At 41.1% G+C, this 23,594-nt stretch carries 17 protein-coding genes and 1 pseudogene; 7 read left to right on the forward strand and 11 right to left on the reverse strand.

The features are described from left to right. Nucleotides 1-244: hypothetical protein (locus RMY63_RS37425; RefSeq protein WP_322733523.1), on the reverse strand; the 244-nt coding region annotated here is incomplete at its 3' end. Between the two features lie 111 nt (nt 245-355). On the opposite strand from RMY63_RS37425, the gene RMY63_RS37430 reads away from it, so the two are divergent. Continuing rightward, on the forward strand, nt 356-517 hold the full coding sequence (locus tag RMY63_RS37430; RefSeq protein ID WP_322733524.1) for a hypothetical protein: 162 nt from the start codon (nt 356-358) through the stop codon (nt 515-517). 34 nt (nt 518-551) lie between these two features. On the opposite strand, the gene RMY63_RS37435 is transcribed toward RMY63_RS37430, so the two are convergent. From RMY63_RS37435 to RMY63_RS37450, 4 genes are all read right to left on the reverse strand, one after another. Continuing rightward, on the reverse strand, nt 552-4,502 hold the full coding sequence (locus RMY63_RS37435; protein ID WP_322733525.1) for a HEAT repeat domain-containing protein: 3,951 nt from the start codon (nt 4,500-4,502) through the stop codon (nt 552-554). Between the two features lie 168 nt (nt 4,503-4,670). Beyond that, nucleotides 4,671-5,522, reverse strand: a complete 852-nt coding sequence (locus RMY63_RS37440) for a hypothetical protein (RefSeq protein ID WP_322733526.1) — start codon at nt 5,520-5,522, stop codon at nt 4,671-4,673. Nucleotides 5,523-5,536: 14 nt separating this feature from the next. Further along, on the reverse strand, nt 5,537-6,331 hold the full coding sequence (locus tag RMY63_RS37445) for a hypothetical protein (RefSeq protein WP_322733527.1): 795 nt from the start codon (nt 6,329-6,331) through the stop codon (nt 5,537-5,539). A gap of 20 nt (nt 6,332-6,351) precedes the next feature. Then, complete coding sequence (locus RMY63_RS37450) at nt 6,352-7,335, reverse strand: hypothetical protein (RefSeq protein ID WP_322733528.1); 984 nt, start codon at nt 7,333-7,335, stop codon at nt 6,352-6,354. Between the two features lie 233 nt (nt 7,336-7,568). On the opposite strand from RMY63_RS37450, the gene RMY63_RS37455 reads away from it, so the two are divergent. The 4 genes from RMY63_RS37455 to RMY63_RS37470 all read left to right on the forward strand — a co-directional run bounded on the left by RMY63_RS37455 (nt 7,569) and on the right by RMY63_RS37470 (nt 10,968). Further along, nucleotides 7,569-8,156: a hypothetical protein gene (locus RMY63_RS37455; RefSeq protein WP_322733529.1), complete on the forward strand. Its 588-nt coding sequence runs from the start codon at nt 7,569-7,571 to the stop codon at nt 8,154-8,156. 62 nt (nt 8,157-8,218) lie between these two features. Next, nucleotides 8,219-9,448, forward strand: a complete 1,230-nt coding sequence (locus tag RMY63_RS37460) for a hypothetical protein (RefSeq protein WP_322733530.1) — start codon at nt 8,219-8,221, stop codon at nt 9,446-9,448. A 48-nt stretch (nt 9,449-9,496) separates the two neighbouring features. Then, nucleotides 9,497-10,675, forward strand: a complete 1,179-nt coding sequence (locus RMY63_RS37465; RefSeq protein WP_322733531.1) for a DNA cytosine methyltransferase — start codon at nt 9,497-9,499, stop codon at nt 10,673-10,675. A 95-nt stretch (nt 10,676-10,770) separates the two neighbouring features. Next, complete coding sequence (locus RMY63_RS37470; RefSeq protein ID WP_322733532.1) at nt 10,771-10,968, forward strand: hypothetical protein; 198 nt, start codon at nt 10,771-10,773, stop codon at nt 10,966-10,968. Here the strand turns inward: RMY63_RS37470 and RMY63_RS37475 are convergent. From RMY63_RS37475 to RMY63_RS37500, 6 genes and pseudogenes are all read right to left on the reverse strand, one after another. Beyond that, entirely contained in the window at nt 10,960-13,488 is a 2,529-nt protein-coding gene (locus RMY63_RS37475) for a tetratricopeptide repeat protein (RefSeq protein WP_322733533.1), read from the reverse strand. The genes RMY63_RS37470 and RMY63_RS37475 overlap by 9 nt on opposite strands. Before the next feature lie 97 nt (nt 13,489-13,585). Then, entirely contained in the window at nt 13,586-14,812 is a 1,227-nt protein-coding gene (locus RMY63_RS37480) for a hypothetical protein (protein WP_322733534.1), read from the reverse strand. A 52-nt stretch (nt 14,813-14,864) separates the two neighbouring features. Next, nucleotides 14,865-15,014 (reverse strand): annotated as a pseudogene (locus RMY63_RS37485) (hypothetical protein); the annotation flags it as partial. Between the two features lie 72 nt (nt 15,015-15,086). Then, the gene (locus tag RMY63_RS37490) at nt 15,087-17,945 is read right to left on the reverse strand and encodes a CHAT domain-containing tetratricopeptide repeat protein (RefSeq protein ID WP_322733535.1); all 2,859 of its coding nucleotides are present in this window, start codon (nt 17,943-17,945) and stop codon (nt 15,087-15,089) included. Between the two features lie 20 nt (nt 17,946-17,965). Then, entirely contained in the window at nt 17,966-20,329 is a 2,364-nt protein-coding gene (locus RMY63_RS37495) for a tetratricopeptide repeat protein (protein ID WP_322733536.1), read from the reverse strand. A gap of 141 nt (nt 20,330-20,470) precedes the next feature. Then, nucleotides 20,471-21,928, reverse strand: coding sequence for a hypothetical protein (locus tag RMY63_RS37500; RefSeq protein ID WP_322733537.1), 1,458 nt, complete (start codon nt 21,926-21,928; stop codon nt 20,471-20,473). A 51-nt stretch (nt 21,929-21,979) separates the two neighbouring features. Here RMY63_RS37500 and RMY63_RS37505 point away from each other — a divergent pair, with 51 nt between their 5' ends. Together RMY63_RS37505 and RMY63_RS37510 are read left to right on the forward strand one after the other, a co-directional pair. After that, nucleotides 21,980-22,909 (forward strand): caspase family protein, encoded by a 930-nt coding sequence (locus tag RMY63_RS37505; RefSeq protein WP_322733538.1) that lies wholly within the window; start codon nt 21,980-21,982, stop codon nt 22,907-22,909. A 489-nt stretch (nt 22,910-23,398) separates the two neighbouring features. After that, the gene (locus RMY63_RS37510; protein WP_322733539.1) at nt 23,399-23,575 is read left to right on the forward strand and encodes a hypothetical protein; all 177 of its coding nucleotides are present in this window, start codon (nt 23,399-23,401) and stop codon (nt 23,573-23,575) included. The last annotated feature ends 19 nt before the right edge of the window (nt 23,576-23,594 follow it).

The following is a 23,594-nucleotide window of genomic DNA, read 5'->3' on the forward strand; positions in this document are numbered from 1 at the left end:
AATACATTGGTACTACCAATTTGCGATCGCCCTGTGCCAGTTGCGTAAGTCCTGTACTTATTAAGTATATACTTACAAGTAGGAAATAAGCCATTGGTAGCAAAAATGCAAATTTGTGACCAACAACAAACCAATCGATTACGCCGCCATTATCCGTGTCGGCAACCAAGCTGTCCAGAACCACCTGGCTGACTATCGGTAAACAAAGTACATAACCAACATTCAGAAAGCTAAATGAATTCATATTGGCGATGTTATCAACAAGTAATTGAACCCTATATTTTAGTACATAAATACTAAATAGATATTTAAATACGCCTAGTACCTGCTTCGTTAAACTACAAGATAAAGTTTTATGGATAAACAGCTTCAACACATTCCAAATAATCAGTTTCTGGATATTTCACCAGTTACAGACATTATTAAATTTATTGGTTCTTTCGTAGATTTTATGGTTAAGCCACTGACATTATTATCAAATAATGCACATGAAAATCACGAAAGCCCTTTACTGTAAGCTTTTAAAACTGTCAAGCAACAAGTTTTTAGTATTAGGTTCCATAAAATGTCCGATAGAGCCAACCCACTACTATAACTAATATGAAAAACTGTTGCCACAAATCCATTGCCATGTTTAAGGTTATACAAATCCAAAATGGCCATGGGAATGATTTAAATGCTTGATGAAAATCTTCGTAGGGAGCTGTCTCTGCACATTTCATCATAAGTTGATAGGTTTCGCTTATGCGTAAGTTACGACGGCGGAGAGATCGCACCAGCACTCGAATCGTCGTCTTATTACCAACACCAATTTTGCTCAAATTCTCTGCTGCCCTTCTGCAAGTATCTTTATCCTGAGTGCTTTTCAGCACCCGCAATAGTGCATGGATTGCCGTCTCATTGCCCGTACTGATTTTGCCCAAGTTCTCCATTGCTCTCTGACGAACACCCAAATGCCGAGTGGTTTCCAGTACCTGCACCAATTCGAGAATTGCCGTTTCATTTCCGCTACCGATGTCGTTCAAGATATGGACTGCTCTTTGATAGGGTGTTTCTAGAGTAGTATGGTAATCCTCAGTAGTTTCCACTACCTGCATCAGTGCACGAATTAGCGTCTCATTGCCTGGGGCGATCTCGTACAAACCTTCGACTGCCAACCATCGGTTATTTTCATCTTGAGTTGTTTCTACTATCTCCGCCAGTGCGCGAATCGCGATTTCGTTGCCTGGATCGATTTTGCCCAAATTCCAGGCTGCCACCCTTCGGATGGTCTCAAATTCATTCTGAGTTGCTTCTACTACCCACATCAGTGCGCGAATCGCGGTTTCATTGCCTGGGTCGATTTTGCCCAATCCATAAGCTGCACCTTGACAAGTGTAATAGTATTGAGTTGTTTCAACTATCTCCGCCAGTATCCGAATTGCGGTTTCATTACCTGGGTCGATTTTGCTCAATGCATAGGCTGCTTTCCAAAGGATATTTTCATCCTCAGTTGCTTCTAACAACTTTACTAATGCCTGAATCGCAGTTGCTTTGTCCATGCCAATTTTGCTCAAGCTTTCGGCTGCTTGCAAACGGATATTTTCATCCTCAGTTGCTTCTAGCAACTTTACTAATGCCCAAATTGCGGTTGCGTTACCCGTACCAATTTTGCCCAAGATATCAGCTGCGTACCAACGAATATTTTCATCTTGAGTCGTTTCTATTATTCGCACTAGCGCCCGAATTGCTGTTTCATTACTCGTACTGATTTTCGTTAAACTTTCGACTGCATGCCAACGGATATTTTCATCTTCAGTCGTTTCCATTAACCGCATTAGTGCCTGAATTGCAGTCTCATTACCCGTACCTATTTTACCCAAGCTTTTAGCTACTAGATAAGAAGTATTTTTATCTTGAGTCGTTTTTATTACCCTTGCCAGTGCTTGAACTGCTATTTCATTACCTATACCAATTTTGCCCAGGCTCTCGACTGCTTGCCAACGGATATATTTTTCTGGAGTCGCTTCCATCACCCACACCAGCGAGCGAATTGCAGTCTCATTGCCTGTAACAATTTTACCTAGGCTCTGGACTGCGCTCACAATGGTATCTCCGAATCTATAGTCGGATGGTCTAAAAGCATTAATTATTGTTTTAAAACCTCGTAGCACTGACTTTACAAAAAATAATTTGTAGTCTATCTGTTCGATAATTGAGTCTATAGGCTCAAAAAATGCTGTATTCTTCTGAATAACTTCTATTGCTGCCATCTGAGCCATTTCTATCACCCGCACTAGTGCTTGAATTGCTATCTCATTATCGATACCGATTTTGCCTAAGCTCTCAGCTGCCGTCTTACAGGTGGCATAATATCTATTATTCCAATTTGTTTCTACTAGATGCACCAGTGTCCGAACCGCAGCTTCATTGCCTGGGTCGATTTCGCCCAATCTTTCAGCTGCATCTTGACAAATATCCAAGTCTTGTATTTGTTCTAATTCTTGTCTAAGTCTCCGAATTACTTGTTGGAAAATTGTGCTGCTGAAAGCAGGCTTCAACAGAGGCATTAATGCCCGAATTACCTTTTGAGAATCTGTGCTGCTGAAGGTCAATGCAGCATAGTCTTTTCTCACTTTTACTTTTGCAGGATTAATAAGAATAGCCAACTTTTGTTTCAGCCAATTAGAATTGCCAAATCTCCAATGCATCAATTGGTTGATAATCTCATCAGAAAAGGGGCAATCCTTATACTCTGCAATCCCCACTGCTGCCAGAAGAAAAGCTCGGTCGCTATAAAATCCGCCACAGTTATCTTTAAAGGTTATCAAGGACTGAATTAATGCTTCCTTCTTTGGCTTCAGCGTGTCATTATTACGTCCTAACCACAGTAAAAATACCTGTCTCCACTGCGGTTCAAAAATCCGATAGCTAGCTTCCCTTGCCATCGGATTTTTGAGAATGTGATTGAGGAAAAACAGCCCATCATTAATGCTGAGTGCAGCAAAATATTCTTCAAAGGTTGGGTGGTAGAAAGCATAAACTTTTTGTTCTGGATCATCTGCGTCCATACCGACCTGATTTAGCCAGCCAATTTTCAGAGCTAAGTCAAGTAGTGTTTCTTTTCCTTCTGGAAGCGGTCTATTCAAATAATGGTGTACAAAATTTTGATGCAGTCGAAACCGACTTTGTTGGCGGTCATCTGCATTATCTATCGCCTGTCGAGATAGTTCTGCCAACACTTGATTCAGGCATTCCCGTTGCATGGGTGTCGTAGGAAACTGCTCCTGCTTCCACTCATAAATTCGATCCACAAATCTTTGATACAGTTCTGCCTGAGTTTGCGGTAATTGTCCCTGTTTCAAATACCAACTGAAACATAGCAAGGTTAACCGTAACGGATTCTTCACCAAATCTCGAATGCGCTCCCTTCCTGCTTCCTTCAGCGCAGCACACAACACCTGCCCTAAATCTCCCTTTTCTCTTGGTGCAAACCATTTTTTAATGAATTGCTCTACCTGCACTGGGTACGAAAAATCTAAGCTACGGTAAGTGTCAAAACCAGCTAATGAATTACGATTGCCATCCCATAAATTTAATCGACAGGTTAGGATCAGGCGTGCCTGTTGCAGCCATCCCCCCTCTCGAATTTGACGTTGGATTTCACTTAGAGAATTGCCAGCAAACTGCATCTCATCCAAGCCATCCAGCAGCAACCAAACCTGTCCCCGTTTAAACTGAGCCGCAAAGTGCTGTTTATCCGTCGCAGAGACTTCTGCTTCTGCTGCTTCACGAATAACTCGTTGCAGCCACCGTTTCTCCAAATAGGTTTCCAGCGTGTCGCCCTGTAAGTCTGCTAGCGATATCCAGATAACAATTGATTCTGGAAATTGCGTCGATATCCATTGGGCAATGTGCTGTAGTAAAGTTGTTTTTCCTGCCCCTGGCTCACCAATAATCGCAATCCTTTTTCCTTGACTCTTTGGACTCTGCCCCTGTTGCAGAACTTGCTTTAGAAATTCCTCGTGTTCAAATTGCTGAGTGACTTCTACTTCCTCCACTAGCTCAGAGTCTCGACGCAATCTCTCCTTTTCCCTGCCCTCTCGATAGAGTTCCGAACCCTGCTCTGGCAAGACATCGTGTTTCCGGCGTGGCACCTTCTTCCGTTCTACTAATCCCAGAGGGACAAACACCTGCTCAACGTGATAGGCAATATCCTCACCACTGGTCATTGGGTTTGTTGTGATCTGAAGCCTTTCTTCCAGTAATCTTCGGCTGACCTCCTGCCAATTGATTTCTAGAGATGGAGAAGGCAGTTGAGAACGCAGTAGTAAATCCCGAATCTCAGCCAGCAAATCTGTCTCTAGCTGATGGAGCGTATCCCCAACCGAAATTTCAGATCCCTCCCCTAAGTTGATGTTATATTTTCCACGCTGCTCAACAAATTGAATGATAAGCGATCGCCCATCATTAGTTTTGACCCAACTCTGAAGTTCACTCAGCAGTTCGTCACGGTTTACCATGAGGAGTTACCCAAACGTCTAAGACTATACAGTGGAAGGTAAGCTCTTACGCTTCACCAGAATCAATTATTTAACCTCAGTCGCCAATATTAATTACCAACATTATTTCATAAATTGTCCTCGTGTAGGGGTTTACCTTCATTGATTAACTCGATTCAAATAAATATTTTATTTATTGAAAAATAACAGCATTCCATGTGGATTATCTAAAGATACATCTTTATTACTATTGTGATCCTGCGACTCATCCCCTTGCAAATCTTGACTTGAAAGTGAGTACACATCAGTTGCAACAAGCTGATATCCTTGACTATTTAAATAACCAACTAATTTATCAGGCATTACATGAGACGCGCCGTAACTTGGTAACAAATTATGTTCAATTTTATCCTGGTCTAAAATATTTAATTGCACAACACCTGTACGACAAAATATATCAAAATCAATCGACTCGACTAAGCCATTTGTAGTAATTTCTATTGAATTTAATTCCATCGCTAGTTGCTCTATACTCGCAAAATTACGCGACCACGGATTGCCAATTAAAAATAACCGTATCGATATTGCCTCTGGCTGCACCTTCACGATATCAAGTAATGTTTTTGTAACCGTATGTGGTTGTAAGTAATCTAATACTCCATGAACCGAAACTAGCCGCAGGCTGTTAGGAGCATAAAGTTTTGTCAATTCTAGTTCTGCTAGATTGCGATCGCAAAAATAATTTAACTGTAGGTTTGGGTATTGGCTGCGTAAAGCTAAAAACTTTTCTGGCGGATTAATAGCAATGTCGTAACAGTCGATTGTCGGAAGTTGGTAGTGCGTCAAGTCAACTCCCTCAAAACCAAAAAAAACTTCACGTTCGGCAAAACCTGCACCCAAGATAGCTGCACTATCACCATTACCTGAAAGAATCGCTTCCCAAGTGAGGGGATAAACATTGGGGGTAAGTTCTAAAAGCCTAGCTCGACTAATTTCTAAGATATTGCCACTGCCCTTGTTTTCTAGGAATCTTACTGCCATAAAACCTCGCTATACTATGAAACAACCCTGGGACGACTGATTAGGGTGATATCTTTACCTTCGCCCAAACGGTACACTTCTGTGCGATCGCCAACATCAATTTCAAAAAACCGATAGCTTGTAGTAAACCGCGCCCACGGTGCCAAAGGATTAATTTTTGGGAGATTGGTTGTTGCTTGGTAAGTAATTTCAAACCCCGCTCCCCCATCTTGCTTGAACATCCGCAAAAAACATTCGTAGTCTCTAGCGTGCCAAAAATCAGTCGTTCGGCGACGCACCACATCTTGTGAGTCAGAACTCATCGCCCGCGCTGCTGATGCGGACACGATTAATTGCAAATTGTCAGACATTCGCGTTAAAGCAAGTTTCTTGTCTGGGTTTGAGAATATTTCATCAACAATTGGTCTAAGCTCAGGGTGTAAACAAGTTTCAGCAATGTAAAACCCTGAATACTTGCTGATAACATTCTCAAATTCCCGATTAACTAGTCTTTCTGAATCACAACTAACCGACTTTCGTAAGCTCGCAAAAATCAAGTCTTCGTATAACTTCTGCTGCGATGCTGGCGTTGCTGCAAGAATTTTGAATGCAGATCCACGCATCCCCTGAATTCCTATCAAAGCACAGGTACAATCGAGGGATGCCGCCCACATTGCTAGAAATTTCCGATAGTTGGTATAAAGCATTAATGCCTCCTGGTAGTCAGGAGCTTTAATTTTGAGTAGATGCTTTACTGGATTGGGTTTAATTTCCCATCCAGGCTTGCATAGTAAAGTCCACAACGTTGAGGAATCTTCAATGGCATCCATGCATTTATGCCCTCAGCAAATTAATGACAATTATTGGTCTGTCCGTTCTTGTCAAACCTCATGCGGGATATCAAATCCTTAAGATGAGCTGGGTCTACACCAAACCTATGAGCAATGTCATACTCCTCATCTTCAGTTGGCGGTGCATTTAGTGTAAGTAAATGCTCCAAAAAAGGTTGCGACCCCCCTAAAGGCAAACCATCATCTGTAAAAGGTAACCTATGTTCGTGCATTGACTGCTCAAATACCGCAGGGCGGGTATTTTGTAGCCACGCTACAACCTCACCAGGTTTTGGCGGCTCTATCCCCAGTCGATCGCATTCTTCTAATAACTCGTTTGATAATTGTGATTCTACTGCGGAGACGCTACGCGAACACACCACCAAATCCTGCAACCACTCCTGTAGTTTTCCTGTCTCTGGTAACTGCAAATCCAGCGTCTGACAAGCATCTGAAAGTTCTTGTCCAATAGCAGCATTAACATATAACTGCCCCAACCAAGTAGCAAATTCCTCATTTTGAGGTAATTCTATCCCTTGTTCAAAGCTAAAAGTTTGCAGTTTCTTTCCTAAACGAATTCTTTCTAAAAGCTTTGTACCAGTATCTTCTTCATCATTAATAATTTGAGGGTCATTTGACCCAAAAGCCATTTTGTCTAAAAGCCAAATAGCTATTTGTCCTGATTTTGGAGCTGACAAATTTAGAGTTTCACAAGCAATAAGCAGCTCAGTTCCCAAAGACGTATAACTTGCAAGCCACTCCTCTAAATTACCTGACCGAGGAGCAGTAAGTCCCTTTTGAGATAAACCAACAAGCTCTAAACCTAAATTCACCAAGTTCCTAACTACCATTGACAAGCTTTTACCCATGTCAGGTATTAGCTTCTCAATTTGACCTCGCATTTCAACACTAATATGAACTGTCACGCGGTCTTTCTCTGCATCTACAGGACGACCACGCTTCGGAGGTAGCTTCGGGTTTTGTTCGGGCTGTTGTTTACTCATGTTACTTCAGTCTATCGGAACCACAAAGCATATTTGAAGCCTTTGTATGCTAAATCGTTAATAAACGTAACTATTTAGCAGTGTAAAAATAATTATGCACTGCCAAAAAATTACAAAATGTAAATAAAACACATACACAATTAGTTGATTTGGTATTCTTCAATCAAAAGCACAAAAAAGTTGAGATGGCAGAAAAACACCTGTTTCAATCAAAATTTCTGCACGAGTCCAATATGAAATACTGCGAAATCTTCAAAAACTTACCCAAAGAAGGCTTAGAACCCAGACAATTTCTACGCCACTGTTTTGATATCGCCGAACTTAGTCCCAGAGAACTGCTCGAAGAAGAAACCGACTCACAATACCGCAAAAAATGTATCACTGTACTATGTGCAGTCTTAGGTGTACAAAGACCAACAGTTCGCAAGTGGGGAAGTGACCTCAACTTTGACGGGATGCCCAACTACTGCAAAGTTTCACTTGCTTACATTCATGCCGCCGAAATCGTGCCAAAGCAGCTAAAGAGCATCTTGAGAGGAGAATATAGCGCACCGGAAGTAGATGCTCAAACGTTTCTAGAAAAAATACTCCTTCAAGGGTTAACTGAACAACAAGTACTACAAACCGTGTCTCACGCCAATTTTCGCGCAACTTGTGTCAAAACTCTCACGCAAGTATTACATATTGGCACCAAGTCAGTCCAAGATTGGGGTCAGGATATGTCGTTTCACAAAATGCCCAAAATTCATAAACACACCTTGGGCTATGCCTTGGCTGCTATCTCCAAATCATCATCAGAAAATTGGGAAAAAGCGGCCTGACTTATTTAACTAGTCGAATTAGGAAACTTGGTCTTAGAGATTAAGACCGCGCATACAATATCATGACTACAACAACTTTTGCAAATAATTCATACGTCGAGCAGCATCAGGTAGACTCCAATCCTACCACCCACATAGAGCAAAGTACCCTAGAGTACCTCCATACGGCTTTCCTACTCTACGAGTACAAGCAGACCTACACCAAAAAAGAATATCGCGCACTGTTAGAAGAGTACGGTTGGGATAAGGGCAGTACTGAGGAAAGGCGATCGCTCCGAATTGCCGAGAATTTTCAAGCATTTATCAGTTGCCCGGAACACTTAGCGGTTTTACCAATATCGGTATTACTTCGGTTATGTTCTGTAAACTACAAAATCCTAATTAATGAATTGAAAGATATTCCTATTGGTGGATTGACTTGTGGATTAGTGTTAGAACTGATTGAAGAAAGAAGATTGTTTCTCAAAGCCATGAATCAAGAAAGAAAAGATGGCAACTGGCGAGCAACACCAGATGGAAATAGATATTACACCTTCGGCAAAATTATGGAGGATGACTACCAAACAGGGGTGTTTACCGAGAAGTTAATAGAGGAATTGGGATTGTCACCGCAGCGAATTGTCAGAAAGGCGATCGCTGATTTATATGAAAAGCATCAAGCTGAGATAGCCAAGAATGAAATCGGCTCCTTTGAAGAACTAATCCCTTGTGAACAACTCACTGACACCATAGAAGAATTGATTCCTGCCAACGATGAAAGTGTCGTCAACCCAACAAACCTTGAGGTAATGCAGCGAGAACTTGAAACCTTGTGGCAAAGGGATACAGAAGAATATGACTGCGAAGAATACCTGGAAGAACCTGAAGAGTCAAACATTGACTTTGAAGAAGATGAGATTCAGGCAGTAGAAAGTACATTGGCTGGGATGTTCGGTACAAATGAAGTCCCAGTAAATGATGCAGAAGTCCTCGCAGACATATTACGGAAAGCTTCAGATTATTCCTCAGTGCGCCGGGGGCTATGGCAATATCAACAAGCTAAGGAAGAAGCTTGGAAGATCCTCTCGGATTCGGAAAGGAAATCTGTATGGCAGATGCTTCCAGAGGCAATCAAAAAGCTTAGTAATGCCAAGCGTGAAGGGTTGATTGTCAATTTTTATGAGATGGAGTCAGGAGGGCTGTATAAAGTCTTCACTACAGATTACCCATTAATAGAAGAAACAGTTAGTAATAGTCGGTTAGACAGATGGTTGGCAGATTTGAAAGTCAGGCAGAACTCCGATTGTAATTGATATGTCTTTAAAGCCAAGTGCAAGAAGTTAACATTAATTAGAATCTCAATGAACTCAACAGCAACAAACAAAAAAATAGCTGTTAGCCTATTCTCCGGGGTGGGTGGATTTGACTTGGGATTTAATGCAGCAGGATTTGAAATCGCGATCGCCATTGATAATAATCCCATCGCCTTAGCAACATACCAACATAATTTCCCCCACGCCACAGTCTTGTGCAAAGACATTCGGGAGGTGACGGGGGAAGAAATACGCGCCTGTATTCAAGCGAAGTATGTAGATTGGGACGGGGAAATTCATGCAGTTTTTGGTGGCCCACCATGCCAAGGATTTAGCGTTGCCGGACTGCAAAATGTTGAAGATGAGAGAAACTCGTTGGTGGGAGAGTTTGTACGGCTGGTGTTGGAACTCAATCCCCTTGCGGCAATCATGGAGAATGTGCCGGGGATTGAGAATCAGAAGTTTGGCAGCATTACTGCTAACCTCCAAGCAGTGCTAGAAGAACATTATTTCCTTAGCAAATGGAACTTGAACGCTTCAGATTACGGGGTTCCGCAAGCTAGAAAAAGGGTGTTTTTTGTTGCATCTAAGTTTGGAGAAATTATACCGCCAAAGCATCAACCTCAACATACAGTTAGAGATGCGATCGCGGACTTGTTGCCAGTCCCCCTACTCCCCAAGCAAAACACTCAAGAATGGCATCCAGATTGGGTGAAGGGAGAATATGCCAAGTATCTTGAAAAAATATTCCCAAAGCTTGGTATATTAAGCAACATTGGGACGGGATTCGCAGCGACAACACACGCACCAGAAGTAATTCAGCAATTTATCAACACTCCCCCAGGTGCGAGAGAAGCTAAATCCAAATCAAAAAAGCTGCAATGGGATGGATTTTGCGTGACGTTAAGAGCGGGGAGTGGCAACCGCACCGCATTACGTCCCCTTCATCCAGAACAGCCACGGGTTATATCTGTAAGAGAAGCTGCTCGCTTACACAGTTATCCTGATTGGTTTAATTTTAGTGAGGCAATACTCCACGCCCAAAGAGAAATCGGAAATTCGGTACCCCCATTGCTTGCATATGCTGTGGGAATGCAAGTTAGAGAACATCTAGAATGCAATATCACTTATCAGATTAGATGCCAAATTGGCAAAACTGCCTATTTTTCTCAATATCTTGCAGTTTTAAGAATATATTCGTTTTTGTCAATGAAATGCTGTCTTTAAGCGGGTTAAGCAAAATCAGCAAAGAGCGATCGCCTCCACATCTGGCTAAAAGAAAGCAAAATTTGTTACTTGCCTTTAGGTCTGGCGGATAATAAATGATTATTTTAACCGCGAATTGTGTGCGTCACTCTGGGCAAGAAGACCACCAAACAGGCATACTCACACAGGAATTGATTGACGGATATGGGCTACTTCCCCAACAAATTCTCTGTGAAGCGATCGCATTCAATCGGGCTTTAAGCTTGCTCCCGTCAAACCTTCAGCTTTTTCAGAAAGCTGACCATCTAGTTTGACCGATTTTGGAACTGTTCTAAATTCTCCCGACATCTGAGCGTCCAGGGATGCTTAGATCCCAACCCTAGTTCCAGAATTTCCAATGCTTTTAAATATAACTCTTCTGCAACCCCATCATGACCTTGCGCCGCGCGCAGCATTGCTAAGTTGTCTAAACCTCTGCCTACTAAAGGGTGAGTCTCCCCTAAATTTCCTTTCCAAATGTCTAATGCCCTTTGCAAGCGTGGTTCTGCTTCGCTGTAGCATCCTTGTAAGCGATATAGGGTTCCCAGACCGCTGAGACTGACAGCTACATGGGGATGGTCGGCTTCTAAGTTCTTTTCCTTAATTTCTAGCGATCGCTGAAAGAGTTGTTCTGCTTCGCTGTAACGTTCCTGGTCACGATAGAGTTCTGCGAGATTATGGAGGCTTAATGCTACATTGAGATGGTCGGCTCCTAAGTTCTTCTCCTCGATTGCCAGTGCTTGCTGATAAAGCGGTTCCGCCTCAATGTAGCGTCCCTGATCGCGATACAGTTTTCCCAGATTGTGGAGACTAACTGCTACATTGGGATCGTCAGTGCCATACAGATGTTCTCGAATTGCCAGCGATTGCTGCAAGAGCGGTTCTGCCTCAGTGTAGCGTCCCTGTTTAACATAAAGTACTCCCAAGTTGTCGAGGCAGATTTCAATTGCTCTCGATTGCCAAAAGAGCGATGTTGCCTCGCTGTGGCGTTCTTGACTCCTATAAAGAAATACCAGACTGTTAAGACTGGCTGCTAATTGAGGATGGTCGGCACTTAACTGATTTTCCTTAACTGCTAACGATTGCTCAAATAGCAATTCTGCTTCCCCGAGGTGTCCCTGTTCACGATAAAGTTTTGCCAAATTGTGCAAACTTGTTGCTAGACTGGGATGGTTGGCAGCCAATCGGGTTTGGGCTATCCAGAGGCATTGGGTATACCAGGGTTCTGCCTTGGCATAGGCACCCTGACCTTCATAGAATTGACCTAAGCCCATGTAAGGCTCAAGTACATAGCGTGAGGGATGATCGAATATTGAGGTTATCCAAGAATTCTTTTTCCTGTAAGGTATAATACTCATTAATTGATCCTCACTCAACTGCCAGTTTTCTAGCCTACTAGCGGCTTCTAAATGAGGGATAATGATGGGGGAAACAGTTAAAATCTGCTGGGAAGTGGAACTTCGGGTAATTTCCTGAGCCACTGCTGCCATCACCTGCCAAAATTTTTGCTTCAGCGTATCAAGGTTTAACTCCTCAGACTTTTCTAAAAGCCGAGGATCTGATTTCGTCTGAAAGAAATCGCGAATTAAGGGATGCAAACGATAGGTTCCGGGGGATGTTTGTTGCAGCAGGTGCAGATTGAGCAACTCACTATCTCGAATCTCTTCCAAAGTCTCCGAGTCTTGGTTGTTCAAACATTCGTCTAGCAGCGACCAAGGAATCGGGGCAGCCGCAAACAGACTGCTCAGATAGCCTAGCAGTTTGGCACTTTCCGATAAGGTTTCCCAACTCAGATCAAACGCTGCCGCCACCCCTAATCGTGCCGTCATATCATCCTCCGTTTGACACAATGCCCGTGCCACTAATCGCTTGTCCTGCAACCGTTCCAACATTTCTGCCAACGATAGGTCGGATTTACGATCGAGATACCGCCCCACCAATTCCAGTCCCAACGGTAAGTAGCCCAACTGAGCGCAAAGCTGCTGGGCGCAGTCTCGCTCCAATTGAATCCGATCGCTGCCCACCAGTAACTCCAATAGCGCCAGTGCCGCTGATTCATCCAGCACCTCCAGTTCCAATTGGTTGACGGACGCACCTAATCGCAGACGCGTAGTAATTAGCACCTTGAAGCGAGGGGCAGTTGAAGGCGGTAAGTAGGGTTTAATAGCGGCGTAGTCGGTGACATCATCGAACACCAGCAGCACTTCGCCAGATTGCCAGTGTCGCCAGCAAAACCTCACCTGCTCTATCAATTCAACGTCTACGGGTGGATTAAGTCCGAGGAGCGATCGCCCAAACTGCACAATCTGAGTCCCCACATCCACACCTCTTACTGAGAGCCAACAGATCCCCGCTAGATAGGTCGGCTGATATTTCAGGGCATATTGCAACGCTAGTTCCGTCTTACCGACACCGCCCATGCCAGTGATCGCAGAGACGGCAACGCGATGACCCTGTTGCAACATCTGATAGAGTTTCGACATGATGTTATCCCGACCCACAAACTCCACTACACCACTGCGGGGAAGATTTTCAGGAATTCCAATCGGCTTTGGGTGTTGCTTTTGAACAAACTCAATCAGGGTTTGAGTGGCTTCATCATTCCAAGTAACGTAAGTGCGATCGCCTATGTGAATTTCTTGCCCTTGTCCCAGGTTGACTGCATATTTCCCGTGCTGAGAGACAATCTGACCACCACCACTGAGCCATTGCCGCAGGACTGTTATATCAGTCTCAGTTTGCTGATGTTTAACTATGCGATCAATTATGACGTTTAATTCTTCAGGGGTGGTCATTTTGATTATGGTTCAAGCAGGAAATTTTTATCTAGGTTTAGATGACGATCGCAGCTAAGTGGCTTTCTTTTCTCGCTGTTGTCAGCATTGCCTGATTTTATTGTCTCCAAACTTTAATCGTCTGATCTCTTCCTCCACTAATTAGTGTTTCTCCATCAGGACTAAATGCGATAGATGTAATACCTCTGCGATGTCGTTCAGGAAAAACTTGTAATTCGTTTTCAGTAATTTTCCACTCTACAATTGTTTCATCATTACTTCCACTGACTAAAGTTTTACCGTCTGGACTAAATACAAGACAAGTAACGGCATCTGAATGGTGTCGCAGAGTTTGAGGTATTTCTCCAGTATTCAGATGCCAAAGTTTAATGGTATTATCATTACTGCCACTAGCAAGTATTTCTCCATCTGGGCTAAATGCTAGCGTATAAACAGCGTCTCTATGTGCTGAAAGTGTACCTAAACATCTTTTACTATCTATATCCCATAGTTTGATAGTTTTATCGTAACTACAACTAGCCAGAATTCGTCCATTTGTTGGGTTAAAAGTAATACAGGTTACTTTATCCAAATGACTAGATAATTTGGCGATTTCTTTGCCGCTTTCTACATCCCACAATTTAATATCCTGGTTATCATTAGCGGCTAAAATTTTGCCATCTGGACTAAAGGTGATTGAGTCAAAACCGAAAACATCGAAAAAATTGCTAAAAATAGTTTTACTCAAGGTATGAAGGACGGTTTTTTCGCCTAAACGCCAAATTTGTATTTGATACTGTGTGCAAGCGGCAATTAATTGGGCATTTGGACTAATTATTATAGAAGTAAACATATCTAAATGATTTGGGATGGGAATCTCTTGTAGTATTTCCCATGTATCTATTTTCCAATGCTTGATAACTTGATATACAGCACTAACAAAATATTCTTGATTATGATTAGGACTAAAAGCTAACTTTAATCCATAACGCATCACATTTTTTTGAGAAAAATCAGTAAACGTTTTGGCTAATTTATCTATAATGCTAACTCCGGTAGATTGAGTATAATCGTTCTCTGTTAAATTGGACACACATCGCCAATTTACTTTTTGGATAGCTTTAACTAAAGCTTGGATAGCTTGTTTATCCCACTGTTGATAAATGCGATCGCCTATGTGTATCTCTTTCCCTTCACCAATATTGACATTGTACTTACCTAGTTGCTGTACAACCTGGCGATCGCCAGCCAGAAGTAGCTGACGTAAAAATGTTATATCTTCATCGGTTTGCTGTCCCTTTTCAACCCGATTCAGAACTTGCTTGAGATGTTCGTTATGTATCATTTAATACTTAATTTGATGTAACTAGATTGTAATTACAGCATCGAAAACTGCTTCAGCAAAACTTTCTTGAAGCTTTCTGTGATGGACTTTTGGTAGATGCGATGCCAATATAAATTTCATGCCCCTGTCCTAAGTTGACTGCATATTTACCTTTTTGAGAAAGAATTTGACCACCACTGAACCATTGCTGCAACACTATATTATCTGTATTTGTCTAGTACTAATTTGACGATGCGAGTAAGCATAGCTTGAAGTTCATCTGCGATAGTCATCACTAACGCTTCTCTAACTGTGTTGTAGGCTCACCAACTAGGGTAAAGGCAGACCACTGATAAGGCTCAGAGTAAATCTTCTTTTTTGTATTCTTATCGACATAGTTTTTTGTCTTCAACATTGCCTGACGCAAAGCTTCTGCTTTGTCTAATTTTCCTAACTTAGATTGCTGCTCCTTCAGTTGTGTATAAAACTCTTTCATCAAGAAGGCTGTTGAATAATCCTCTACCTTCCATAAGGAAACGATCGCGCTGGAAGAACCGGCAGCAAGTGCAGAACGAGACAGACCAATTACACCATCTCCTGTCAGTTTTCCTAGCGCAGTATCGCAAGCGCTTAGAACAATTAGCTCCGCTTGTAACTCCATTTGTGAAATTTCACTAGCAGTAAGCCAACCGTCATCATTCTCAGAGGCATCCAAAGCGATCGCTCCTGGAACCTCTGCATCTTCCTTACAATTATCTAGTAAGCCGTGAGTTGCGAGATGAATCATCCGTGCCTGAAGCATCTTTTTCCTAACAGCAGTTTCTGTTTTATCCTCAATTGCTTTTCCTTGGAACAACACATAAGCAATATCTTTTGCTTCTTGCTCTGCTCCTGGTAGTTTATTTAAAGTTACATCTTGCGAACAGAATTTGTTTGGCTTTGCATTTTCTAAACCCAAAATTAACCAGTCTTTGTTTTGTAAAGGTTTATTATGTAACTCACGCTTTTGCTGGCGTTTGTGGAGCATATCCAAGACCTGAACTGAGGGAGAAGTCAAAATAGTATGTTTTTCAATCAAGTATTGTTTTTCTTTAATATCGTAGAGTGCAGCAAACGGAATCTCGAATAAAGATCCTTGAGGAATAAAGATAACTTTCTTATCTTCTATTGATAAAATATTCTGATTATTCGGTTTAATCAAAAGTTCATAATTAGCTGCTAAAAGTTCTTCTATATCCTTTTTATAAGGTTCATTACCTGAACTTATATCTTTTTTAGTACCACGAATATAAGCACGAGGAATTGATCCTACTAAAATGCCAACTGGCCTATCATTTCCTCCTAAGTTCTGTAACCTCTGTCTAATTTTAGATAAACTTTCTTTCCAGATTTTCGTAGATTTTAAATCAACTTGTTCAAAACTTACTTTTTCTTGGTTAGGTCTAACTACCCAAATATAAAATTTTTCACTGTCATTAGTAATAGAATCTTTTTCTAATATGTTTGAGTATATTACTAAAGTAGCTTGCTGTTCTTGAGCAATTCTTTTGATATCTTGAATCTTAAAATTAGGAGATATTTCTCTATTCATATTCAATTGCTTTGCCAAAACATCTACAAAAGCTTTCGCCCTTCCTGTTTCTGCAATCTCTAATGCAAGGTCATACTCGCCTTTACTAACGTAAACTTGTTGGAGATTAAGATAAGCGGTTTGTTGAGTATCAAATATCAATATTTTTTCTGTTTCAGTTAACCTCTTTCGGAGGTATTCCCTTACACTTATCGCCTCCTTCAAACTTTTTATGGCTTTATCTAGATTTTCTTGAGCTTCAGCAAACTTTTGTTCTGCTTCTGTAATTCTGCCAGTTTCTTTCAGTGTTTTTTCCTGGTTTTTAAGGATATTACTAATCTGAAAATAAGTTACTCCTAATATATTTAAAGCATTGCCCATGCCAGGTCTATCTTCAATATCTGTTGAAGTACTTAAATAATTATTGGTATATTTAATAACTTCATTATAATCTTTATGGGACTTTTCAAGATTAGCTTTTTCAAGATTACCTGTTGAATAGTAAATGTTACCTAAACCACCGTAAGTAGATGCGACTAAACGACGATCTCCAATTTCTTCAGCAATGCTCAAACGATCTTTATAATATTTTATTGCCTGCTCTAAATCATCTTTCCTTATGAAATTATTACGCACCCAACTACTGTGGGAAGCACTTCCTAATTCCCCTAAAGCAATCGCCTCTTCTCGTTTATTTTTAGCATTTATAGCAGTTTTTAAATGAGCTTCATAATATTCAATTGCCTTTGTATAATTCCCTTGATTGTGATAGGCATTACCCAAACTACCTAAAACTGATGCTTTTAATTTAATAAACTCTTTTTGGTTTTCTTCAGTTAAGTTTTGATTATTATTAAGAGCTTCATCAACAATATTCAAACGATCTTCATGAAGTTTTATTGCTTTTGTATAGTTACCTATACTGTGGGCGACACTTCCCAGGCCCGCTAGAGCGATCGCCTCCGCTCGCTTTCGATTATCCTGATCCATCAGGATATTTTTATCTTGAGCAAATTTTAAACTTCTGCTGTAGTAAATACGAGCTTTTGAGTAATTACCCATTGCATAGTAAGCATTACCCAAGCTACTTAAAGCAGCTACCTCTTCTTTTTTATTAATTATTTTTATATCAGCAATTGTTTTACGTTTATTATGGCAATTAATCGCTTTTTTGTAATCTGCTGTTTGATAGTAAACATTTCCTATCCTACCAAGAGTAATTGCTTGTTTTTCAAAATCTTTCTCTTTTTGGTAAACTTTCAGAGCTGTCTCAAAACTTCTTAAGGCGTTATCATATTTATATGCTTCAGTAGATTGAGTTCCCTCTAGCAAAAGTCTGTCTGCCTGTTCAAGAGTAAGTTTTTCACTGTTAATTAAATTAGGAGATTTATCTTGCCCAATGTTTTCAATTATACAAATACTTGGGGTTTTAGGAAGATTTGGTGGAGTTATACTAAGATTTGTATTAGGAAATTGCCCAGATTTTTTTTGACCATAAACTAGTTTATTTTGAAAATAATAAAACAACAATCCAGTAAAAGCAGCAGTAAGTAAGGAAAACAGGATAAAAGTTCGTAAACGCATAAAATCACATCCTATTATAATTAAATAGTCTTGGCTGCATCCCTTAGTTCAGATAGATTTTGGTACAGTCTGACTGTAAATGGATGCTCTTTACCGAGTTTTTCCTCAAGGATTGCTAAGGCTTGCAAATAAAGTGGTTCAGCTTGGGCATAACGTTTCAAAGAAGTGTAGAATTTTGCTAAATCATTCAAACTAACTGCTACATCAGGATGCTCATTTCCCAAAAGCTTTCGACGTATCTCTAATGCTTGATTGTAAGTAGTTTCTGCCTTTAATTGATAACCTTGCTGGGCATAGATGAATGCTAGATTATTAAGGCAGTTTGCTACATCAGGGTGTTCTTCTCCTAATAGTTGTTTGAAAAGTTCTAGTGCTTGTAAGTACAAAATTTCTGCTTCAGTGTAGCGTTCTTGGGCATCGTAAAGCCGTGCCAAGTTATTCAAAGTTATAGCCAAATAAATTTTTTCTGTTGTATCTTTATAAAAGATAATTGCTTGTTTAAATAGTGGTTCTGCTTCGCTGTAGCGTTCTTGAGCAAGGTAGAGAAATCCTAAGTTATTTAAATATTCTGCTACATCTGGATGTTCAGAGCCTAACAAGCGTTGCCTCATTTCTAATGCTTGCTTGTATAAAGCCTCTGCATCATCGTATTTTGCCTGAAGGAAGTAAAGCATTGCTAGTTGATTAAGACTGTCAGCTATTTGAGGAGCTTCTGCACCTAGCAAACGTTGTCTGATCATCAGTACTTGTTGACACAGCAGTTCAGCTTCTACGTAACGACCTTGCAACCTGTAAATATATGCCAGATAGTTAATACTCGTTGCAACATCAAGATGTTCGCTACCGAAGCGTTGCTCACTTAGGCTACGACACCTGTCGTACCAGTCTGCGGCTTGTTGATAAAAACTCTGTCCCTCGTAAAACCGACCTAGAGCTTCAAACGGTTTGAGTGCATCTGTATCAGTTAAGTAGCAATTTAATGTTGTGGCAGCTTCCGCTACATGGGGCATCACAGGTGCTAGTTCTAAAAGCAGGTTACGAGTGGGATTTTCTGGAATTTTTTGGGCAACAGCTACCATTGCTTGACAGAATTGCCGTTTGAGTTGGTCAGAGTTAGTGATGCTATGTTGCTTTGCCTGGAAGAATTCTCGAATCAGTTGATGCAGTTGATAAATGGCTACGCCTTTGCGTTGGATGAGGTTCAGGTTAAGCAGGTTGTCATCCCGCAGTTCTTCCAGGTCTTCTTGGTCTTGCTCTGGCAAACATGGCTCGACTAACGACCAGGGAATGGGAGCGAGGGCAAACAAGCTAAGTAAACAACCTAACTGTTTTGTTGGCTGATCAAGTACCTCCCAACTTAGTTCAAAAGCAGCAGCAACTCCCAAAGATGCGGTCATGTCGGCATCAGGTTTAGAGAGCGATCGCTCATCCAATCTCTTCTTCTCCAACCGTTGCTGCATATCACTCAGAGACAGGTCAGTTTTACGGTCAAGATAGCGTCCTACCAACTCCAATCCCAGAGGTAAGTATCCCAACCAAGCACAAAGTTTTTTGGCATTATCTAGTTCGCGCTGGATGCGTTCTGTTCCCACTAACGATTCTAATAATGCTAGGGCTGCTGATTCACTTAGTACTTCAATCTCTAACTGCTTGACGGATTTACCTAACCGTAAGCGGGTTGTAATCATTACTTTGAATCGAGGTTCAGCAGGAGGGAAATAAGGTTTGATGATTTCATAGTCTGTTACATCATCGAATATTACCAACACCTCACCTGCTGCCCAATGCGTCCAGCAAAATCCTACTTGACCAGTTAAGTCTAAGTCTTCAGGCGGGTGAAGCTGGAGTCGTGATTGTCCAAATTGTACAATTTGAGTGCCTACATTCAATCCTTTCCCCCGCAACCAGCAGATACCGCCTTGGTAGGTTTGCTTGCGTATCAAAGCATATTGCAGCGCCAGTTCCGTTTTACCAATGCCCCCCATACCTGCGATCGCACACACTGCCACCCGTGTATTCTCTTGTAGCTGCTGGTGTAGGGTTTCCAGTTCTTGCTCCCGCCCGACAAACTCTACTACGCCACTACGGGGTAAGTTCTCAGGAATTCCAGTCAGTTTGGTATTGGGCTGAAGTGTCTTTAAAGCTTCTCGTAAAATTTCCTTGATAGCTTCGGCATCAGCACCCTGGTAAATACGATCGCCCAGGTGAATATCTCCGCCAGTTATCTGCCCAATATTCGTATTAAACTTGCCATCTTGGGATACTAACTGCAAAACACCGTCAGCCATGTTCAGCGATCGCCGCAGTTGGGCAATATCCTCCTCAGTCTGACTTCCGTTAAGGATGCGGTCAATAATATTACCTAAGTGATCGCGATTATCCACACTTTTCCTTACTTATTGAGTTGAGAAAATTTTAGGCTTTTTCGCATTTTTTAGCTATTTTTTGTTAAACAACTTTAAATATACTTGTTACACAAAATTTTGCCATAACCAGCAAATGCCGAGCAATTTATTCTGATAAAGCTATGAAGTTGATTCATCTGCTTTACGGGCTACTTGTGTGACAACATTTCGAGTAGCCTCTGCACCAAATCCCAATGCTAATAAAGCAAAATAATCACCCCATCCATTGGCTCCAAAGGTTGGTTTAGTCCAATACAACTGATTAAAACCACTACCCGCAAAAACAGTAAAAGAAATCAAATAACTGGAGAGATAAAATAGCCTTAAACGTCCATTGGCAGTTTGCCATAAGCTGGCGACCGCTCTCCATCTCTTGACCAAAAATGGAACTTGTAAAGAGTCTTTGTTCCATACAGATGGGGCTTGGATCACTAAACCTACTTCAGGACTACCATCAACACTTTTGAATACTTCAGAAACCTGAGCGCCTAACCCTCTCAATTTTTCAATGCTTGTATTAATGTCAGTTTGTAATGTCTGAATTTCAGTTTCTTGAGAGGGAAACAACATATACAATCGCTGCGTTAATTCAGATGCTTTATCTTCCCATTCATAACGTTGTTCTGGCTGATCCAAAACAGATATCAAGTCTTTCAGCTTTTCTAACTGCGTTTTAAGTTGAAGATAAGTATTAATTTTTTGGGATAGTTTATCTAGAAGTTGTTGTAACTCAGATGGCGTTGAAAGAACAGGAGAATTCTGCAAATATTGTTCTAAATCCCGATCTAGGGCTTGAATATAAAGAGCAGATGTATCTCTGAGGTCATCTTGATTAAGACGGTTACGGAGCCTATCATAGTAACCAAACTGGATATACCAATTAGAGCGTTGATATATCCACTTATTCCAAACCTCTTTCGCATTATTAAGAGCTGTTTGAGCGTCAGTAATTTGTTTGGCATCGCGTGCTTGTTTAGCGACAGTAAGATACATATCTGCTCGTGACCAAAATGAGCGTGCCTCTACCTTATCTGAGTCAATCTGGATACGCAAATTCTCTAAGTTAACTGTAACCTCATCACTTAACTTGCCTTGACTACTGTATGCAGAAACTGCCATGCCAATGATGATGCCGAACAGTAACGCGATCAGGGGTAAGGGCCATGGGTCTTTGAGCCTGATGATAACTGGAATGGTTTTTTCACCAGCCTCATAGGTGAGTACAATTTCACCTGTAAACTCCCCACTAGAAGCCGCTTGCAAGTTAAATTTGACTGGTAAGCTAATCAGTTCTTGAGGAATAACTTGAGTTGGTGATGAAGTAAGTTTAATCGCCTCTGCTGGTAAAATAGAGTTATTATCGGCACTCAGTAAGTCAGAAGTAACTATTTTCAGATTGTTTATTTTCTCATTAGTACGCAGTGTAACTGTGCGGGTTATGCTCTCTCCTCTAGTTCCGTTAACTGTAATTGCTCTGGGGTTAATTACAACCTCTGCTTGAGCAAAGGCTGGAGATTCAATCAAAATAAAGAGTGTTAAAAATAAGGATTTCAGGATACTAATGTGAGGAATTTTCATACCTAAGATAGGTGTTAAATTATAGCTATATTATCTGACACCTAACCAAAAGTGAACGAACTCTTTAGCCAAGGTCATGCCTGTATTGTTGGAGTTGGCGGTGACTTACCCAACACCGTAGATGATGCTATCGGTCTTGCCAATATCCTTAAAGACTCGGAACGCTGCGCTTATCAACCTGAGCAGGTCCATTTATTGACCAAGGAACAGGCAAACCGAGAGGGAGTTATTGCAGCTTTAGACCAACTAGCTCAATCAACTACGCCTGACTCTACAGTAATTGTCTATTTTTCTGGGCATGGGTATCAGGTAGCTAGTCCGATGGGAGAGGCATATTACTTAATGCCTTTTGGCTATGACCAAACCAAATTACATAAAACTGCGATTAGCGGTACGGAGTTCATCACTAAGCTACAGGCCATTTCTGCTAAAAAGCTGTTGGTATTACTGGATTGTTGCCATGCTGGTGGATTAGGAGATACATCAAAATTGGGCTATGAAGCTGAAAAATCGCCGCTTCCCCCAGAGGCTCAAGCTTTGTTTAATGAAGGGAAAGGACGAGTAGCAATCGCCTCCTCCCAAGCTGATGAAAAATCCCTTGCAGGTAGACCTTATAGTGCATTTACGCTGGCATTGATTGAGGCATTAGCAGGTAAAGGAGCCTCAAAAAAAGATGGTTATGTGCGGGTTGCAGATTTAGCAATGTATGCTCGTGAGGTCGTACCTAGAAGAACACGCGATCGTCAGCATCCCATTTTAAACTTTGAGCAAGCTGATAACTTCATCCTGGCATACTATGCAGGCGGCGATACTGAGCCGAAAGGATTACCATTTGAAGGTGAACCAGAGATTGAACCTGAACCCGGGGCTTTTAATAAACAAGGTACTAATAACCAAATCATCCAGAATGTAAATCAGCGTGGAAAATATAACATCAACATTGGTCAAGCTAATGGCTTGCGAATAGGAGACGGTAATTAATGACACAAATTTTACAAGCAATCTAACTCATAATTCTATCAATGGTGAGCGCTCGCCCACTATGGATGAAAGAAACCATTATTTTTTCTTAAAAGGTTTCAAAGATTCACCAATCACGTTCTCTAAGTCTATCCTCAGATAATAAAGTATTTGTCTGTTCTGGGTTTGGCGGGGTTAGCTCATCGTTCATTTGTGCCGCCTTCTTTGTTAAAACTTCCATTTTTACTAAATCAGCATTTGGCAAGCATTAACACAATCTACAAAGGTAGATACCACGATTCCTAAATATTTCTTGGCTCACAAGTAGATTTTTTTCAATACAAGAATATTTTGCTAGCAGGCGAAAGCTAATAGGAAGATATTTCTAATATCCATCAGAATATGAGGTAAAACCCATTAATATCAGCTTTTTAATCCCAAAAAGCTCAAGAAAATCTTAAGTATTTTAGGTATTGAATTGTGTAATATAAAACTAAAAACTTATGAAAGATGGCGGATTCTAACGACATTAACACCATTATTGACCGCATTGCCAGGGGAACCCATACAGAAACAGATATAGAAACTCTGCGTCAAATTTTGAGTGCAGGCGATCGCCAATTAGTTACGCAACTTGGTAAATATAATATTAGTATTAGACCTATCCGAAATATAAATACGGCATAAAAAAGTGGTAGAAGAATAA

It is taken from the genome of Nostoc sp. ChiQUE01b, from assembly GCF_034531255.1.
Lineage (GTDB): Bacteria > Cyanobacteriota > Cyanobacteriia > Cyanobacteriales > Nostocaceae > Nostoc.

Coding starts and splice junctions, on each gene's coding strand:
- RMY63_RS37430 (WP_322733524.1), top strand. CDS start 356: ATGGATAAACAGCTTCAACACATTCCAAATAATCAGTTTCTGGATATT.
- RMY63_RS37435 (WP_322733525.1), bottom strand. CDS start 4,502: ATGGTAAACCGTGACGAACTGCTGAGTGAACTTCAGAGTTGGGTCAAA.
- RMY63_RS37440 (WP_322733526.1), bottom strand. CDS start 5,522: ATGGCAGTAAGATTCCTAGAAAACAAGGGCAGTGGCAATATCTTAGAA.
- RMY63_RS37445 (WP_322733527.1), bottom strand. CDS start 6,331: ATGGATGCCATTGAAGATTCCTCAACGTTGTGGACTTTACTATGCAAG.
- RMY63_RS37450 (WP_322733528.1), bottom strand. CDS start 7,335: ATGAGTAAACAACAGCCCGAACAAAACCCGAAGCTACCTCCGAAGCGT.
- RMY63_RS37455 (WP_322733529.1), top strand. CDS start 7,569: ATGAAATACTGCGAAATCTTCAAAAACTTACCCAAAGAAGGCTTAGAA.
- RMY63_RS37460 (WP_322733530.1), top strand. CDS start 8,219: ATGACTACAACAACTTTTGCAAATAATTCATACGTCGAGCAGCATCAG.
- RMY63_RS37465 (WP_322733531.1), top strand. CDS start 9,497: ATGAACTCAACAGCAACAAACAAAAAAATAGCTGTTAGCCTATTCTCC.
- RMY63_RS37470 (WP_322733532.1), top strand. CDS start 10,771: ATGATTATTTTAACCGCGAATTGTGTGCGTCACTCTGGGCAAGAAGAC.
- RMY63_RS37475 (WP_322733533.1), bottom strand. CDS start 13,488: ATGACCACCCCTGAAGAATTAAACGTCATAATTGATCGCATAGTTAAA.
- RMY63_RS37480 (WP_322733534.1), bottom strand. CDS start 14,812: ATGATACATAACGAACATCTCAAGCAAGTTCTGAATCGGGTTGAAAAG.
- RMY63_RS37490 (WP_322733535.1), bottom strand. CDS start 17,945: ATGCGTTTACGAACTTTTATCCTGTTTTCCTTACTTACTGCTGCTTTT.
- RMY63_RS37500 (WP_322733537.1), bottom strand. CDS start 21,928: ATGAAAATTCCTCACATTAGTATCCTGAAATCCTTATTTTTAACACTC.
- RMY63_RS37510 (WP_322733539.1), top strand. CDS start 23,399: ATGGCGGATTCTAACGACATTAACACCATTATTGACCGCATTGCCAGG.